Origin of the sequence: Nonomuraea fastidiosa, from assembly GCF_042751225.1 — a bacterium.
GTDB classification, from domain to species: Bacteria; Actinomycetota; Actinomycetes; order Streptosporangiales; family Streptosporangiaceae; genus Nonomuraea; species Nonomuraea fastidiosa.
Window position 1 is genome coordinate 8,588,052 of record NZ_CP170570.1, and the last position, 14,325, is coordinate 8,602,376.

General features: G+C 73.8%; 14 protein-coding genes. 6 read left to right on the forward strand and 8 right to left on the reverse strand.

The window, feature by feature from the left end; all coding sequences use genetic code 11:
• Nucleotide 1: 1 nt before the first annotated feature.
• Nucleotides 2-367, reverse strand: coding sequence for a hypothetical protein (locus ACFMQL_RS39615; RefSeq protein ID WP_364064794.1), 366 nt, complete (start codon nucleotides 365-367; stop codon nucleotides 2-4).
• A gap of 234 nt (nucleotides 368-601) precedes the next feature.
• Here ACFMQL_RS39615 and ACFMQL_RS39620 point away from each other — a divergent pair, with 234 nt between their 5' ends.
• Nucleotides 602-1,039 (forward strand): ester cyclase, encoded by a 438-nt coding sequence (locus ACFMQL_RS39620; protein WP_378789903.1) that lies wholly within the window; start codon nucleotides 602-604, stop codon nucleotides 1,037-1,039.
• Nucleotides 1,040-1,046: 7 nt separating this feature from the next.
• On the opposite strand, the gene ACFMQL_RS39625 is transcribed toward ACFMQL_RS39620, so the two are convergent.
• Nucleotides 1,047-1,889 (reverse strand): helix-turn-helix transcriptional regulator, encoded by an 843-nt coding sequence (locus ACFMQL_RS39625; protein WP_364064799.1) that lies wholly within the window; start codon nucleotides 1,887-1,889, stop codon nucleotides 1,047-1,049.
• Between the two features lie 100 nt (nucleotides 1,890-1,989).
• On the opposite strand from ACFMQL_RS39625, the gene ACFMQL_RS39630 reads away from it, so the two are divergent.
• On the forward strand, nucleotides 1,990-2,760 hold the full coding sequence (locus tag ACFMQL_RS39630) for an SDR family NAD(P)-dependent oxidoreductase (protein ID WP_364064801.1): 771 nt from the start codon (nucleotides 1,990-1,992) through the stop codon (nucleotides 2,758-2,760).
• A gap of 49 nt (nucleotides 2,761-2,809) precedes the next feature.
• On the opposite strand, the gene ACFMQL_RS39635 is transcribed toward ACFMQL_RS39630, so the two are convergent.
• Nucleotides 2,810-4,012, reverse strand: coding sequence for a hypothetical protein (locus tag ACFMQL_RS39635; protein WP_364064804.1), 1,203 nt, complete (start codon nucleotides 4,010-4,012; stop codon nucleotides 2,810-2,812).
• Nucleotides 4,013-4,244: 232 nt separating this feature from the next.
• Between ACFMQL_RS39635 and ACFMQL_RS39640 the strand changes: the two genes are divergently transcribed.
• From ACFMQL_RS39640 to ACFMQL_RS39650, 3 genes are all read left to right on the forward strand, one after another.
• Nucleotides 4,245-5,075 carry a carotenoid biosynthesis protein gene (locus ACFMQL_RS39640; RefSeq protein ID WP_364064806.1) on the forward strand — a complete coding sequence of 277 codons (831 nt, stop codon included), beginning with the start codon at nucleotides 4,245-4,247 and terminating at the stop codon, nucleotides 5,073-5,075.
• The gene (locus ACFMQL_RS39645) at nucleotides 5,063-6,520 is read left to right on the forward strand and encodes a phytoene desaturase family protein (protein WP_378789907.1); all 1,458 of its coding nucleotides are present in this window, start codon (nucleotides 5,063-5,065) and stop codon (nucleotides 6,518-6,520) included. The genes ACFMQL_RS39640 and ACFMQL_RS39645 overlap by 13 nt, the downstream gene beginning before the upstream one ends.
• 70 nt (nucleotides 6,521-6,590) lie before the next feature.
• Complete coding sequence (locus ACFMQL_RS39650; RefSeq protein ID WP_378789908.1) at nucleotides 6,591-7,691, forward strand: glycosyltransferase; 1,101 nt, start codon at nucleotides 6,591-6,593, stop codon at nucleotides 7,689-7,691.
• On the opposite strand, the gene ACFMQL_RS39655 is transcribed toward ACFMQL_RS39650, so the two are convergent.
• A complete protein-coding gene (locus ACFMQL_RS39655; protein ID WP_364064813.1) occupies nucleotides 7,642-8,247 on the reverse strand; it encodes a glycerol-3-phosphate acyltransferase in 606 nt (201 codons plus the stop codon). The two genes, ACFMQL_RS39650 and ACFMQL_RS39655, sit on opposite strands and share 50 nt — an antisense overlap.
• 40 nt (nucleotides 8,248-8,287) lie before the next feature.
• Between ACFMQL_RS39655 and ACFMQL_RS39660 the strand changes: the two genes are divergently transcribed.
• A complete protein-coding gene (locus ACFMQL_RS39660) occupies nucleotides 8,288-9,007 on the forward strand; it encodes a spheroidene monooxygenase (protein WP_378789910.1) in 720 nt (239 codons plus the stop codon).
• Nucleotides 9,008-9,027: 20 nt separating this feature from the next.
• Here the strand turns inward: ACFMQL_RS39660 and ACFMQL_RS39665 are convergent, their stop codons facing one another.
• From ACFMQL_RS39665 to ACFMQL_RS39680, 4 genes are read right to left on the reverse strand one after another with little or no spacing between them, the layout of a single operon-like run.
• On the reverse strand, nucleotides 9,028-10,038 hold the full coding sequence (locus tag ACFMQL_RS39665) for a phosphate acyltransferase (protein WP_378789912.1): 1,011 nt from the start codon (nucleotides 10,036-10,038) through the stop codon (nucleotides 9,028-9,030).
• A 40-nt stretch (nucleotides 10,039-10,078) separates the two neighbouring features.
• Nucleotides 10,079-10,981, reverse strand: a complete 903-nt coding sequence (locus ACFMQL_RS39670; RefSeq protein WP_364064820.1) for a phytoene/squalene synthase family protein — start codon at nucleotides 10,979-10,981, stop codon at nucleotides 10,079-10,081.
• Nucleotides 10,978-12,432, reverse strand: a complete 1,455-nt coding sequence (locus ACFMQL_RS39675; protein WP_364064823.1) for a phytoene desaturase family protein — start codon at nucleotides 12,430-12,432, stop codon at nucleotides 10,978-10,980. Before ACFMQL_RS39675 ends, ACFMQL_RS39670 begins: the two co-directional genes overlap by 4 nt.
• The gene (locus ACFMQL_RS39680; RefSeq protein ID WP_378789914.1) at nucleotides 12,429-14,129 is read right to left on the reverse strand and encodes a polyprenyl synthetase family protein; all 1,701 of its coding nucleotides are present in this window, start codon (nucleotides 14,127-14,129) and stop codon (nucleotides 12,429-12,431) included. The genes ACFMQL_RS39675 and ACFMQL_RS39680 overlap by 4 nt, the downstream gene beginning before the upstream one ends.
• Nucleotides 14,130-14,325: the final 196 nt, after the last annotated feature.

The window sequence follows — 14,325 nt, forward strand, 5'->3', positions numbered from 1 at the left end:
GTCAGCTCACCATCGCCAGCGCGCCCCGGTCGGCGCTGAGGTGCACGACGTTCCCTTCGACCCTGGCGACCTGGTCGGGGGTCACGTACAGGTCTCGGGAGAACCAGCCCTTGGCGTCCACCTTGACGAAGCCCGTACGCACGAGCCTGGCCGCGAGCGCGGGCGGCAGGTCGGGCTCAGGATCGGTGAAAACATCGGCAAGGATCGGCACGACGCCCGGACGCGGGCCGGACTCCTGCCCCTCCGTGGTGGCGGCCTGCGGGTCGCCCAGCTTGACGAACTCCACCGTTCCCAGCTCTTTGCCGTCGCTGTCCACGACCTTCATCCCGGACCGCACCTGGTCGATCGGCTCCTGATAGGCATGCACGGCACCGCTCCTCTCCCTCGGTTCGAGGCGGTACGCCTACCCAGAAAGCGCCGGACCAGCCCGAGACGGCGCGGCGGACCCCGCGTTTACCGGGCGCTGAGGCGCACGGCCGCCACGGATGGCGATTTTGGCGGGTGCTTGGGAGCGCCGTGCCGCAGATCGCGCCGACACTGGAGGGGGCGCACCACCGCCGGTGGCGCGCCCGGTGACAAGGCTCGGGGGTAAGCCGTGTCCATGTTCTGGGATCTCAAGCACCGGTTGAACGAGGCGGTCAAGGCCCACGACCTGCCGCTCGTTCTCGACTGCTACAGCAAGGACGCCGTCTACGTCACGCCGTGCGGCGTGGCGGAGGGACTCGACCAGATCGAGTGGATGTATCAGCAGACGTTCCGCGGTTTTCCCGACTGGCACGCGACGGCCTGGTTCGAGCTGGGCGACTGCGACAACCCGGCCATCACCGAGTGGACCTACACCGGCACGAACACCGGGGTCCTGCTGCTGCCCAACGGGCGGGAGATCGCGCCGACGCGCCGCCGGATCACGGTGCGGGCGAGCTGCACCGCGTTCGTCGAGGACGGCAAGATCTGCTCGCACCGCGAGTACTACGACCAGCTCGAACTGTACTGCCAGCTCGGCTTCGGCCTGCTGGAGCGGGAGAAGATCCCCGCGTGAGCGGCGCTCAGGCCCTGGTGAACCGCTGCTGCCCGACCACGTTGAGCAGCCGCAGCTTCTCGTCGCCCTCGCTGCGCGGCGGCGCGGTGAGCACCAGCAGCGCCTGGGCCTGGTCCTCGGTGAACAGCACCTGGCAGTCCACCTCGATCTCGCCGAGCTCGGGATGGATGAGCACCTTGTGGTCCTCGAACCGCTTGGCCACCTCGTGCCGCTCCCACAGCTCGGCGAACTCGGCGCTCTCCTTCTGCAGCGCCCTGACCAGCTCGCCCGCCTGCGAGTCGGGGCCGCGTGCGCCGTGGACGGCGCGCAGGTTGGCGACCAGGGAACGGCTCTGCCGGGCGTGGTCGTACTCCGGGTAGCGCCGACGCGTGGCCGGATCGGTGAACCAGCGGTAGATCTCGTAGCGGGCCAGCCCTGTGTAGCCGGAGGCGTCGCCGAACAGCGCCTCGGCCGGCCGGTTCTGCACCAGCGTCTCCCCCAGGTCCGACAGGATGAGCGCCGGCGTGTCGCACAGGCGGTCCATCATCCGCAGCAGCGCGGGGGCGACGTGCGTCACGGCCGACAGCGTCGCGGGGGCGTTGTGGCCGGAGATCTGGAACAGGTAGCGGCGCTCGTCGTCCGTCAGCCGCAGCGCCCGAGCCAGCGAGGCGAGCATCTGCACGCTCGGCTGCGGGCCGCGCTGCTGCTCGAGCCGGGTGTAGTAGTCGGTCGACATCACCGCGAGCGAGGCCACCTCCTCGCGCCGCAGCCCAGGAGCCCGGCGGCGGGCGCCCGACGGGAGCCCCACGTCCTCGGGCTGCAGTGCTTCACGGCGGCGACGCAGGAAGTCCGCCAGAGCTGCGCGATCCATACAGCCCATTATGTGTACGGGCGATACGCCAACCAGGGATCGCCGATCCCCCGATGAACGCTCTCTGCACCCGCGCGCGCCGCTCGGCCACGCTCGAAGCATGCAGATCTCAGGGAACACCATCTTCATCCCCGGCGGCACGAGCGGCATCGGGCTCGCGCTCGCCCTGGCCCTGCGCGACAAGGGCAACACCGTGATCGTGGGCGGCCGGCGTACCGAGCTGCTTGAGCGGATCGCCGCCGAGAACCCCGGCATCGACACCGTCACCATCGACACGACCGACCCGGCGAGCATCCAGGCCGCCGCCGGGCAGGTCATCGCCCGGCATCCCGAGCTGAACGTGCTCATCGCGATGGCCGGCATCATGCGGGTCGAGGACTGGCGCAAGCCCGAGTCGTTCCTCGCCGCCGCCGAGGAGGTCGTGACGACCAACCTGCTCGGGCCGATCCGGCTCATCGCCGCGTTCATCGAGCACCTGCAGACGCGGCCGGACGCCACCATCGTCACCGTCTCGTCGGGCCTGGCGTTCACCCCGCTGAAGATCACGCCCAGCTACAACGCCTCCAAGGCGGCGATCCACATGCTCAGCGAGACGCTGCGGCTCCAGCTCGACGGCACGAGCGTGCGGGTGATGGAGCTCGTGCCGCCGTCCGTACGCACCACGCTGCTGCCCGGGCAGGAGACGAACGAGCACGCGATGCCGCTGGAGGAGTACATCGCGGAGACCATGGAGCTGCTGGAGAGCCGGCCGGACGCCAAGGAGATCCAGGTCGAACGGGTGAAGTTCCTCCGCTACAGCGAAGTCCGCGGCGAGTACGACGAGGTCGTGGCGATACTGAACAGCACGGACCCGCACGCGAGCGGCGCCTGACGCCTGAACGGCCCCAGGCACCGCCGTGGTGCGGGCCCGGGGCCGATGGTCAGCGGTTGGCGGCGAGGCTGTGGACCGGGTGCTCGCCCTCGGTCTGCAGCCGGTACTCGTGGCCCGAGGTGGCGCGGTTGTCGTCGATGACGCGCTCGGACGGCGCCTTCTCGCCGCCCATGAGGGCTTCCTGCATCTTCTCGAAGCGCTCGTGGGCGTCCTGGACGTAGCCGGTGCCCAGCGTCGTGTAGTCGATCTGGGTGGCCAGCAGCTCGCGCAGGTAGCCCTTGTTCGGCTCGAAGGTGACCGGCGCGGGCAGCGCGGGCGCGAGCACCTGCTCGGGCTCGCGGCCGTCGAAGCGCTTGAACAGCTCGGCGGCCAGGCGGAGGTGCTCGAGCTCCATGTTCAGGTGGAGCTCCCAGACGTTCTTCACCTTGGGGTCGGTCTCGGTCTCCATGAACGAGTGGTACAGGTAGCACTCGTTGTACTCGTGGTTGAGCAGCATCTCCCACCAGCTCTCGCCGGGGTCGACGAGCGACTCGTAGTGGGTGACGTGCTCTTCCTCGATGAGGCCGATCTCCTGGTAGAGCTGGCGGGCGATCGGCTCCATGTAGGTGGGGCCGACGTTCATGTAGAAGTTCATGGTCTGCTGCTCGGCCGCCATGATGGTCAGCGCGTGCAGCTTGGAGATCGGGGCTGCGCTCGACCGGTCGTACGGCTCGCGCACGTTGTCGATCGGGTTGCGGTGGTGCATGAACGTCGGGCGGCCCGGCATGACCTCGGTGAGCTGGTCGACGATCTTCTCCGCCTTGCGGTGCTCGATCATCTCGTACAGGTTCGCGTACCGGTAGAGGTGGTCGAAGTCCTCCAGCACGCCGAACTGGTACGCCTGCTGCAGGTACGGGTCCGGCTCCATGCGGGCGACCCAGGCGGTGAGGTCCACCGCGACCTGCTCGTACGCGATCGTCGTCTCCAGCACCGAGGCGAGGCCGGGCAGCAGCCAGTTGACCGCCTTCTGCTGCTGCGCCTCGATGTAGCGGACCCTGGCGAGCTGCTGCTTGATCTCGAGGTCGGGGCAGTGCCGGGCCATGTGGTGGCTGAACATGATGGCCTCGACCTCGATGCCGTTCATCGTGATGATGCGACACCGCGTGTACGGATCGGCGTGGTCGGGATCGATCGGCGTGACGTTCAGCTCCCGCCAGTTGCGCAGTTGCTTGTCCAGCGGGATGCCCCGCTCCTGGAGTGGGTTGAAGGTCATGTGCGTGCGCTCCTTCGCGCTGGTTCGAGTGAGCAAACGTGACTTGCCCGGCTACCCGAGGGCTTCCCGGCGCAACCTCTGGCCGCGCCCCGATGAACCTCCGCGTTCGGTAATGAACCCCGCTCACCAGCGAAAAAGGCGATCTTTGCCTCGTTCCAGACGATCTCTTGGCGGGCGGCCGGGCACGACCATCCCCGGACTCATGAGCGCCCACGAACAGAGAAGACGGAGTGTGAAGCGGACGCCGGGCGAACGGACGGCAGGCGCGGCCATCGGGCCGGCCCGCGCGCTCGGCGTGCTGTCGCTGCTCGCCATGACGGCGCTGCAGGTGGCATCGGGGCTGGACGCGCGGCCCGACCGGTACGTCACCGCGATCGTGGCGCTGCTCGCGGCGAGCGCGGTCGCCTTCGCCGCGGACGCCTGGGGGCCGCGCAGGGCGGCCGGCGCGTTCTGCGCGGCGGTGCTGACCGGGTACGCGGCCGAGCTGGCCGGCGTGCTGACCGGGTTCCCGTTCGGCTCCTACTCCTACACCGATGTGCTGTGGCCGCAGGTGGGCGGCGTGCCCGTGGTGGTGACGCTGGCCTGGGGCGGTATGGGGCTGGCGGCGTACGCGGTGGGCGCGGCGCTGGCGACCGGCTGGGGGCGCATATGCGCCGGCGCGGGTGCGCTGACGGCGTGGGATCTGTTCCTCGACCCGCAGATGGTCGGGCTCGGGCTGTGGGCGTGGGCGGAGGACGGCTTCTACCGGGGCATTCCGCTGAGCAACTTCGCCGGGTGGCTGGTGGTGTCGGCGCTGGTCATGCTCGTCATCGGGCGCGTCGCCCGTGGCCCCGCGCCGGCCGGCGAGCGCCTCGCCCGCAAGGCCGCCCCCGCCGGCGAGCGCTTCGCCCGTGAGCCCGCCCCGGCGAGCGGGCTGCTCGTGCTCTACACGGTCATGGCGGTGATGGAGACGGTCGCGTTCGCGGCGGTGTTCGTCCCCGCGGACCCGCTGGTGGCGGCGGCCGGCGGGCTCGCGATGGGTGGATTCGCCGCTGCGGCGTGGAGGCGATCGTGGCAGAGGTGACGGTGATCGGCGGCGGCGTGGGCGGCATGGTGTGCGCGCTGCTGCTGGCCAGGCAGGGCCACGAGGTCCGCCTGTACGAGCAGCGCGAACGGCTCGGCGGCAAGCTGGCCGAGCACCGCAGGGACGGCTTCACGTTCTCGCTCGGCCCCTCGCTGCTCACCATGCCGGGCCTCTTTCGCGACCTGGGCCTGCGCCGCGAGCTGATCGAGCCGGATCCGCTGTGCCGTTACCGCTTCGCCGACGGCAGCGTGCTCGACGCCCGGCGGGACCCGGAGCTGATGGCCGCCGCCGTCGAACGGCTGGCGCCCGGCGAGGGACGCGCCTGGCGGGCCTTCCACGAGTGGGCCAGGGGCTGCCTGCGGGCGGCCGGCCGCACCGCGTTCGCCGGGCCGCTGATCCGGCCGCCGGACGGGGCGCGGCCGTCCGATCTGCTGGCGGTGGCGCCGGGCCGCACGCTGGACGGGCTCGCCCGCCGCTTCTTCCGCGACCCGCGCCTGCGCCAGTACGTCGGCCGCTACGCCACCTACGCCGGGTCGAGCCCGTACAACGCGCCCGCCGCGCTCGGCTGCGTGCCCGCGCTGGAGCACGGGCAGGGCGTCTGGTACGCGCCGGGCGGCCTCGCCCGGCTGGCCGACGACCTGGCGCTGATGCTCAAGGCGGCGGGCGCGCAGGTGTTCCTGTCGGAGCCGGTCGCCGCCGTCGAGGCGGACCGCTCCCGTGTCACCGGGGTGCGGCTGGCGAGCGGGCGGCGGGTGCGCACGGACGTCGTAGTCGCCAATACCGACGCCGCCGCCCTGTACGGCGAGCTGCTGCCGGACCGGCGGCGGCTGCGCGGGATCGCCAGGCTCGGCCCCTCGTCGTCGGCGCTGCTGGTGCTGGCCGGCGTGGCGGGACGGACGCCGGGGCTGCCGCACCACTCGGTGCTGTTCTCCGCCTCCTATGAGCGGGAGTTCGACGACATCTTCCGCCGCCGGGTGCCGCCTCGCGACCCGACCATCTACGCCGGCTGCTCGGCGGTGGACGACGACTCGCAGGCGCCGCAGGGGGCGGAGAACTGGACGCTGCTCGTCAACGTGCCCGCCCGGGATCCGGCGCGGTGGCCGATGCGGGTGGAGGCGTACCGGGATCTGGTGCTGGAACGGCTGGCCGAGCGCGGACACGACCTGTCGGGGCGGCTGCGCTTCGCCGACGTGTTCACCCCCGCTGACCTGCGCGACCGCTACGGCGCCTGGGGCGGCGCGATCTACGGCAGCGCCCATCGGGGGCGGTTCTCGCCCTTCCTCCGCCCCGGCAACCGGGGGCCCAGGCGGGGGCTGTACCTGGTCGGCGGTTCCGTGCATCCGGGCGGCGGGCTGCCGATGGTGACGATGGGCGCGAAGATCGTGGCGGGGATGGTGGCGCGTGACTTCCCGCACGTGGGCGATGGCCGCGGCGGCGCCCGGTGAGAACGCTCGCCGCCGCACCCGCGCTTGCCTCGGTGCTCTCCTTGGGCGGCGTGCGGTGAGGGCGCTTGCCGTGGCGCAGGTCGTCGCCGGTGTCGTCGCGGCGGCGCGGCTGGCGCGGGGGCGGCGGCGGTTGCCGGCGCTCGCGCCGCGCATGACCGCCCGTACGACGATCTCCGTCGTCGTCCCCGCGCGGGACGAGGCGGCGCGCATCGGGCCGTGCCTGCGGGCCGCGCTCGCCGCCCCGGCCGTCACCGAGGTGATCGTCGTGGACGACGGCTCGCGCGACGGCACGGCGAATGTGGCCGCCGCGCTGGGCGCCAAGGTGATCAGCGGCGCGCCGCTGCCGGACGGCTGGGTGGGCAAGCAGTGGGCGCTGCGCCAGGGCGTCGGCGCCGCAACCGGCGAAGTCGTGGTCACGCTGGACGCCGACGCGCGGCCCGAGCCCGGGCTGTTCGGCGCGCTGGCGGCCGCGCTCGAACGCTACGACCTGGTGAGCGCGGCTCCGAGGTTCGCCTGTGACGGCCCGCTCGAACAGGCGCTGCACGCGGCGATGCTGGCGACGCTGGTCTACCGGTTCGGCCCGGCGGGCCCGCCGGTGCCGCCGCCTCCGCACCGGGTCGTCGCCAATGGCCAGTGCATGGCGTTCCGCCGCGAGCAGCTCGCCCGCGTGGACGGCTTCGCGCTCGTACGCGACCGCATGACGGACGATGTGGCGCTGGCCCGCTGCCTGGCGGGGCGCGGCTGGTCGGTGGGGTTCCTCGACGCGGGTTCGCTGCTCGAGGTGGACATGCACGACTCGGTGGCCGAGCTGTGGCGGGAGTGGGGACGTTCGCTGCCGCTGCGCGACGTGACCGGGCCCGGGTGGCAGGCGGCCGACCTGGCCGTGATCTGGCTGACCTGCGCGCTGCCCGCGCTGCGCGTGGCCGCCGGGCGGCCCACCGGCCTGGACGCGGGTCTGCTGGCGATGCGGCTGCCGCTGGCGTACGCGCTGCGCGGCAGCTACCGCGATCCCGGCCCGGGACTGCTGCTGTCGCCGCTGCTCGACCCGGCCGCCGCGCTCCGGCTCACGATGGCGACGCTGCGCCCGGTCCGTACGTGGCGGGGCCGCACGTACCCGGCGGTCACCGCCGGCGGCCGGCGAGCGCGGCCTGGGCGAAGCGCAGCCCGATGAGGCACATGAGCGCGCCGGTCGCGGCCACCAGCTCCACGGGCGCGAACAGCAGCTGCAGCACCGGCACCCCGAACACCGCCACCCGCGCCCCCACCGCGAACGACCGCGTCACCCACGCCGTCACCGCCAGCACCACCGATCCGAGCAGGAAGGCCGCCGGGCAGATGACCGCCACCCCACCCGCGAAGGTGAGAATCGACCGCCCACCGCGGAACCCGGCGAACACCGGCCACGCGTGCCCGATCATCGCCGCGCCCGTCGCCACGTACACCGGCAGCACGCTGGTCCCGGTGACCGTGCCGAGCCCGGTGACGTGCGCGCCGCTGAGCACCAGCGCCACCAGCGCGGCCAGCGTGCCCTTCGCCGTGTCCCCCGCGAACACCGGGATCGCCGCCCTGAGGCCGAGCTGTTCCTTGACGTTCCAGTACCCGGGGTTGCGGTCGCCCGCCTCGCGCGGATCGACGCCGTGCCTGCGCGCCACCAGCACCGCGACCGGCACCGAGCCGAGCAGGTAACCGGCGATGAGCGCGACCAGCACGATCCCTGCTTCAGCCATCGCGTCGTTCCACCTCGTCAGGTACGACAGGCTGGGGGCGATGAGCCACATGGCCTTCGACCGGCCGCTGCTGCGCGGCACCCCGGGGCTGCGGTTCTGGCGGCTGCTCGGCACGGGGCGCGGGCGGGCCATGTCGCTCGGGGCCGACCTGCGGCGGTGGGCGCTGTTCGCGGTCTGGCGGTGTGAGGACGATCTTGAGGTGTTCCTGCGTACCTCGCCGATCGCCGCGCGGTGGCGGGCCGAGGCGCGCGAGCGTTGGCAGGTGCGGCTGGCTCCGCTGACCTCGCGCGGCACCTGGTCGGGACGCGACCCGTTCGCCCTCGACCGGATCGGCGGCCGGCACGGCGAGCACGGCGAGCGGTCCGGCCAGGGCCGCGATCAGGCTGGTGAGCACGGCGACCGGCCCGACGCTCGACGCGTGCGGACCGGCGGGCCCGTCGCCGTGCTCACCCGGGCGTCGATCCGGCCTCGGCGGCTGGTCGCGTTCTACCGGTCGGTGCCCTCGGTCGAGGAGCTGCTGCGGCGGCAGGACGGCTGCCTGGCCTCGATCGGCATGGGCGAGTGGCCGGTGGCCAGGCAGGCGACGTTCTCGCTGTGGCGGGACGCGGCGGCGGTGCGCGCCTTCGCCTATCGGGGCGCCGCTCACCGGCAGGTCATCGAGCGGGTACGGGCGCACGACTGGTACGCCGAGGAGCTGTTCGCCCGGTTCGTCCCGTACGCCAGCGAAGGCACGTGGGACGGCGCCGACCCGCTCCGCTGACCCCGCCGCCGCGCCCGGCGTCATGTGACCGGCTCCGCCGTCGTGGTCTCGATGCCGGTCACCTGGCCGTGCCTGGCCAAGTCCCGGGCGACGACGCAGGCGCGGGCGATCGTGGCGGCGGGCGATGAGCCGTGCGCGATGACGACCGTGCCGCGCAGCCCCAGCAGGGCCGCGCCGCCGTGGGTCTCGGGGTCGTAGCGGCGGGCCACCTCGGCGAGCCGTTCAGGGGACGCGATCCCGGCCTCGGCGACCATGGCCAGCGTCGTGCGTACGCAGCCTTCGACGTTCTTCAGCAGCACGTTGCCGGTGAACCCGTCGGTGACGATCACGTCGACCGTGCCCGCCAGCACGTCGTGGCCTTCGATGTTGCCGTGGAAGCGCAGCGGCAGCGTGGCCAGCAGCTCCTCGGCCCGGCGGCTCAGCCGGTTGCCCTTGCCCGGCTCCGCGCCGATCGACAGCAGCCCCACGAGCGGGTCGGGACGGCCCAGCACCGCCCGCGCGTATCCCGCGCCGAGCATGGCGAACTGCGCCATCATCGCCGGGCTCGGGTCCGCGGTCGCGCCCGCGTCCACCAGCACGCTCCCGCCGCCGCGCAGCGCGGGCAGCACCACGGCCAGCGCGGGGCGCAGTACGCCGGGGGCGCGGCCGATGCCGCGTACCGCGCAGGAGACGGCCGCCCCGGTCGAGCCCGCCGACACGAACGCGCCGCCCTCTCCCCTGCCGACCAGCGCGCAGCCCACGGCGAGGCTGGACCGGGTGAGCGCGGCGGCCCCTGCCCCGCTCTCGGCCATCGGCACCACCTCGTCGGCGTGCACGACCGCCAGCTCGCCGAGCGCATCGTGTCTGTGCAGCTCCGCCTCCACAACGGGCCGCGCGCCGACCAGCACGACGGGCACCCCGTGTCCGCGCCGGGCGAGCACGGCCCCGGCGACCGTCGCCGCCGGCCCGTGATCGCCGCCCATCGCATCCAGCACCACGGGCGGCTCTCCAGGTGACGCGGCGGGCACGCCGCCCGAGGTCACCGCGGTCACGACGGCTCTCCGGCCGGCGCGGCGAGCGCAGGGGCGGTGATCATGGCAGCTCCACGTGGACGCGGCGTTCGGCCCTGCCCGCCTGGGCCGAGTGCAGCAGGTGGCGGGCGAAGACGGCGGCCTTGCGGTGGCGCGGCACGCGTACCCGGCCGGCGAGCACCTCGTACGACCGCCGTTCGATCTCGTCGAGGATGCCGCCGTACAGCTCGAAGGCGGCGCGCACGCACGGCCGGGACGACGCCGTGAGCAGGCCGATGCCGCAGGCGGCCGCCCGGTAGTGCTCGCGGGCCCGCTCCGCTTCGTACGCGAGCAGCTCCCGCACGGCGGGCCCGGCGCGGCGGCCGCCCAGCTCGTCCGGGCGCACCCCGAACTTGTCCAGGTCGGCCATCGGCAGGTAGATCCGGCCGCGGGCGTGGTCCTCGCGGACGTCGCGCAGGAAGTTCGTGAGCTGGAACGCCAGGCCGAGCTGCTTGGCGGGCTCGCGTGCCGCCTCGGCGCGGCCCGGCTCGGGCTCCAGCACCGGCAGCATCATGGTGCCGATGGCGGCGGCCGAGCCCGCCATGTAGCCGAGCAGGTCGTCGTAGGTGGCGTACCGGGTGACCGACAGGTCGGCGCGCATGGAGGCCAGGAACGCGGCGACGTCGCCGTGGTCGATGCCGAACGAGCGCACGGTGTGCAGGAACGCGGGCAGCACCGGGTCGCCGGCGATCCGCTCCCCGGCCAGTCCGGCCTCGACCCGGGCGGCCAGCCGGTCCAGCGCGCGCTCGCGGTCGCCGGTCATCGTGAACGAGTCCACGATCTCGTCGGCGTAGCGGGCGAACCCGTACAGGGCGTGCACGTGCCGCCTTTTCCAGCGGGGCAGCAGCCGGGTGGCCAGGTAGTAGGAGCGGCCGTAGCGGGCGTGCAACCGCCGGCAGCGCTCGTAGCTGGCGGTGAGCGTCAACGGTGCTCCTTCAGGATGCGCGCGGCGGCGAGCCGGCCGGAGATGAGCACCGGCGGCACCCCGACTCCCGGTGCGGTGTACATGCCGGCGAAGTGCAGCCCCGGCACCCGGCGGGCGACCGCCGACGGACGCAGCCAGGCCGTCTGGGTGACGCGGTGGTCCAGCGCGAACGGGGTCCCCGCGCTGTGCCCCCTGGCCGCCCAGGCGGGCGGGTCGAGCACCAGCCGGGGCGCGTCCGTGAGGTCGCCGTAGCCGAGCGCGGCCAGGCGGTCGAGCAGCCGCGACTCCAGCAGCGGGCGCAGCCGCCGCCAGTCGGCGCGGCGCAGGTTGGGGGCGGGTTCGAGGACGCTCAGCGTGGCCTGGCCCGGCGGTGCCGACTCGCCGTCGGGGCGCGGGCAGGTGACGAGCAGGCTCGGGTCCGGCTGGGGCCGGCCCTGCTCCAGCGCCTTGAACGTCCGCCGCCAGGCGCGCCCGAAGTGCAGCGTGTGGTGCGCCTGACCGTCCGGGACGCGGTCGAGACCCGCGTGCAGCACCAGGCAGCTCGGCGAGTGCCGGGGGCGGCGCAGCCGCCAGTCGCCGGCCAGGGCGGGCAGCATCCTGCGGGCCGCCAGCCGGTCGCAGGCCACCACCACGTGGCGGGCGGGCAGCCGTTCGCCGTCGTCGAGCAGCACGCCGGTGACGCCGTCGCCGTCGGTCAGGACCTCCAGGGCGCGGACGCCGTACCTGGTGGTCGCGCCCAGCTTCTCCAGCAGGGCGGCGAGCGCGAGCGGGATCGCGTGCATGCCGCCGTGCTCCGGGAAGTAGACGCCGCCGATCGTGTCCATGTGGGCGATGACGGCGTAGATGCCGAGGGCGCGCTGCGGCGACAGGCCCACGTACAGGGCCTGGAAGGTGTGCGCCTTGATCAGCCTCGGGTCGGTGAGGTGGCGGGCCGCCAGGCGGTCCAACCGGCGGAAACCGCCCAACGCGGCCAGGCGCAGCAGCGCGGCCGGCCTGGCGAGCGCGCGCAGCCGGGTCATGTCGGCGTCGATGAACGCCGGCCACTCCACCCGGAACATCTCATCGAGCAGCGCGCGGTAGCGCTCGTAGCGGGCGGCCTCTGCGGGGCCGCACAGCGTACGGACCTGGTCGGTCATCGCCTCGCGCTCGGGCAGCACGTCCAGCCTGGACCCGTCGTCGAACACCATCCGGTACGACGGGTCGAGGCGGCGCAGCGGCACCCAGTGGCGCAGCTCCTCACCGGCCGCTCCGAACACCTCGGCGAGCACGTCCGGCATGGTCAGCACCGACGGCCCCACATCGAACCGGTACGGTCCGACCCTCGCGGTGCCGCAGCACCCTCCGGGCTCCGCGGTGGCCTCGACCAGCGTGACCTGCCGCCCGGCCGCCGCCAGGTGCACCGCCGCCGCCAGCCCGCCGAGCCCCGCCCCGACGACCACCACCTCGCTCATCGCCCCGGCCTTTCAGCCCACGCCCCAGGGCGGCCCGTGCGGTCCGTACGGGATTCGACCACGTCCCTCTCCTCTGGGTCGCCTCCGGCGATCGGACGGGAGCCTGCTCCGGCACCGACCCGCGCTGGTGCTCCTGCAGCCAGGCCGGCACCCGGTTCCGTGCCCGCCCATGAAGAAGCTGCGGTTTCCGCACGCGCCACCGCCCTAGCGTCGGCCGGACCGGCCCCGGCAGCCGGGCCGGAAGGCGCATCCGTGCCCGCCCCTGGCTCCGCCCTCCCAGCCGGGCCGGAAGGCGCATCCGCGCCCGTGTCCGAGGCGGCTCCGGCGGAGGGCTTCGTGGCGTCCCCGCCCCCGTGCCCCGGCGTGGGTGCGGCCGGTCGTCCGGTGGCGCGGCCGGGGGCGGCGGCAGGTCCGGCCTGGGGTGCCGGCGCGTCGGGCGGCTGGGTGGTCGTGGTGGCCAGGTGGGTCAGGGCGCGCCGGGCGTCGGGTGGGAGGCCGGGCGGGTGGTCGAGGGCCGCGATCGCCTCGGCGACCAGGTCGGCGATGCGGCGCTCCGCCGCGTCCAGGGCGCCGCACTCGACGATCAGCCTGCGGGCTTCGGCCACGCCTTCGGGGCCGGTGATCGCGTCGAGCGCGGGAGCGCCGCCGGTCAGCCTCCGGGCCTCGGCGAGCAGGTACGTGGCCTTGCCCTGGAGCAGGTCGGCCCCTGCGGGCTTGCCGGTCACGGCGGGGTCGCCGAACACGCCGTTGACGTCGTCCCTGAGCTGGAACGCCTCGCCCAGCGGCAGTGCGTACGCCCTGAGCAGGCGGCGCGTCGGCGCGGACCCGCCCGCGACGGCGTGCCCGAGGAGAAGCGGCCGCTCGACGGTGTACTTGCCGGACTTGTACAGCGAGATCAGCCGGGCCTGCTCCTCTTCCGCCGTCCCGCCGCCCTGCTGCCCGACGCCCTGCCCACCGGCACGGCCCTGCTCCTCTTCCGCCGTCCCATCGTCCTCCTGCCCGGCGCCCCGCTCACCGGCACGGCCCTGCCCGGCAGCCTTCCCACCGGTCTCTGCGGCGGCGTCTCCCCCTCCGTGCTCGCCCGCCTCCTCGTCGGCTCGGGTGCCGGGCGGGAGGGTGGCAGAGGGGCGGGTGGCGGGAGCGCCGGCCGTGAAGGTGCGGGTGAGGTCGAGGTATTGGCCGCCGATGGCCTCCACGCGCAGCCGGGTGAGGTGGTCGAGTGCGGCGGGCAGGTGGGTGCCGGTTTCCAGGATGGCCGCGTCGGCCCAGGTCAAGGCGAGCAGCGCGAGCAGCGTCGCCACCGACTCGCCGAAGCGTTCGGGGTCGCCGCGCAGGCCCTTCGCGCGGTGCAGGCCGGCGAGCGCGACGTGGGCGGGCGGCCGGCCGCGCCGCGCGCCCGCTTCGTCCATGATGTCGTCGAGCAGCAGCGCCGCCGCGTGCACGAGCTCCACCGCGCACGCCGCAGGCAGGACCTCCTCCGGCCGCTCGCCGCCCCCGGCGCGGTAGCCCCAGTAGACGAACTCCGGCCGCAGCCGCTTGCCGCCGCCGAGCACGAAGGCTACGAGGTGCTCGCGCACCAGCCCGGCGTCCTCGTCGTCCAGGAACGCGAGCCGGCCGAGCTGCCGTTCGAGCAGGCGCTCCAAGTGCCGGTCGACCAGCTCCCGTACGTGGCCGGTCCGCGCCGTCACCGTGTCCATGCACACAGCTCCTTGTCGCCGTTCGTATGTCTGTCAGAGGAGCTGACCCCGATTACGCAGGGTTATGACCCGTAGCAACACGGTAACCATCTGACGCCGCATCCCAACCGGGACACGCCAGGAAAGCCGTCCAAGCACCCCCATCGACCGGCCCGGCGCGGAGCCGTCTGACGGGGCGTCGCAGTAGCGAAATTGC

What these genes read in the sequence shown, in the direction of transcription:
- ACFMQL_RS39620 (WP_378789903.1), top strand. Translation starts at nt 602, where the DNA reads ATGTTCTGGGATCTCAAGCACCGGTTGAACGAGGCGGTCAAGGCCCAC.
- ACFMQL_RS39625 (WP_364064799.1), bottom strand. Translation starts at nt 1,889, where the DNA reads ATGGATCGCGCAGCTCTGGCGGACTTCCTGCGTCGCCGCCGTGAAGCA.
- ACFMQL_RS39630 (WP_364064801.1), top strand. Translation starts at nt 1,990, where the DNA reads ATGCAGATCTCAGGGAACACCATCTTCATCCCCGGCGGCACGAGCGGC.
- ACFMQL_RS39635 (WP_364064804.1), bottom strand. Translation starts at nt 4,012, where the DNA reads ATGACCTTCAACCCACTCCAGGAGCGGGGCATCCCGCTGGACAAGCAA.
- ACFMQL_RS39655 (WP_364064813.1), bottom strand. Translation starts at nt 8,247, where the DNA reads ATGGCTGAAGCAGGGATCGTGCTGGTCGCGCTCATCGCCGGTTACCTG.
- ACFMQL_RS39660 (WP_378789910.1), top strand. Translation starts at nt 8,288, where the DNA reads ATGAGCCACATGGCCTTCGACCGGCCGCTGCTGCGCGGCACCCCGGGG.
- ACFMQL_RS39675 (WP_364064823.1), bottom strand. Translation starts at nt 12,432, where the DNA reads ATGAGCGAGGTGGTGGTCGTCGGGGCGGGGCTCGGCGGGCTGGCGGCG.
- ACFMQL_RS39680 (WP_378789914.1), bottom strand. Translation starts at nt 14,129, where the DNA reads ATGGACACGGTGACGGCGCGGACCGGCCACGTACGGGAGCTGGTCGAC.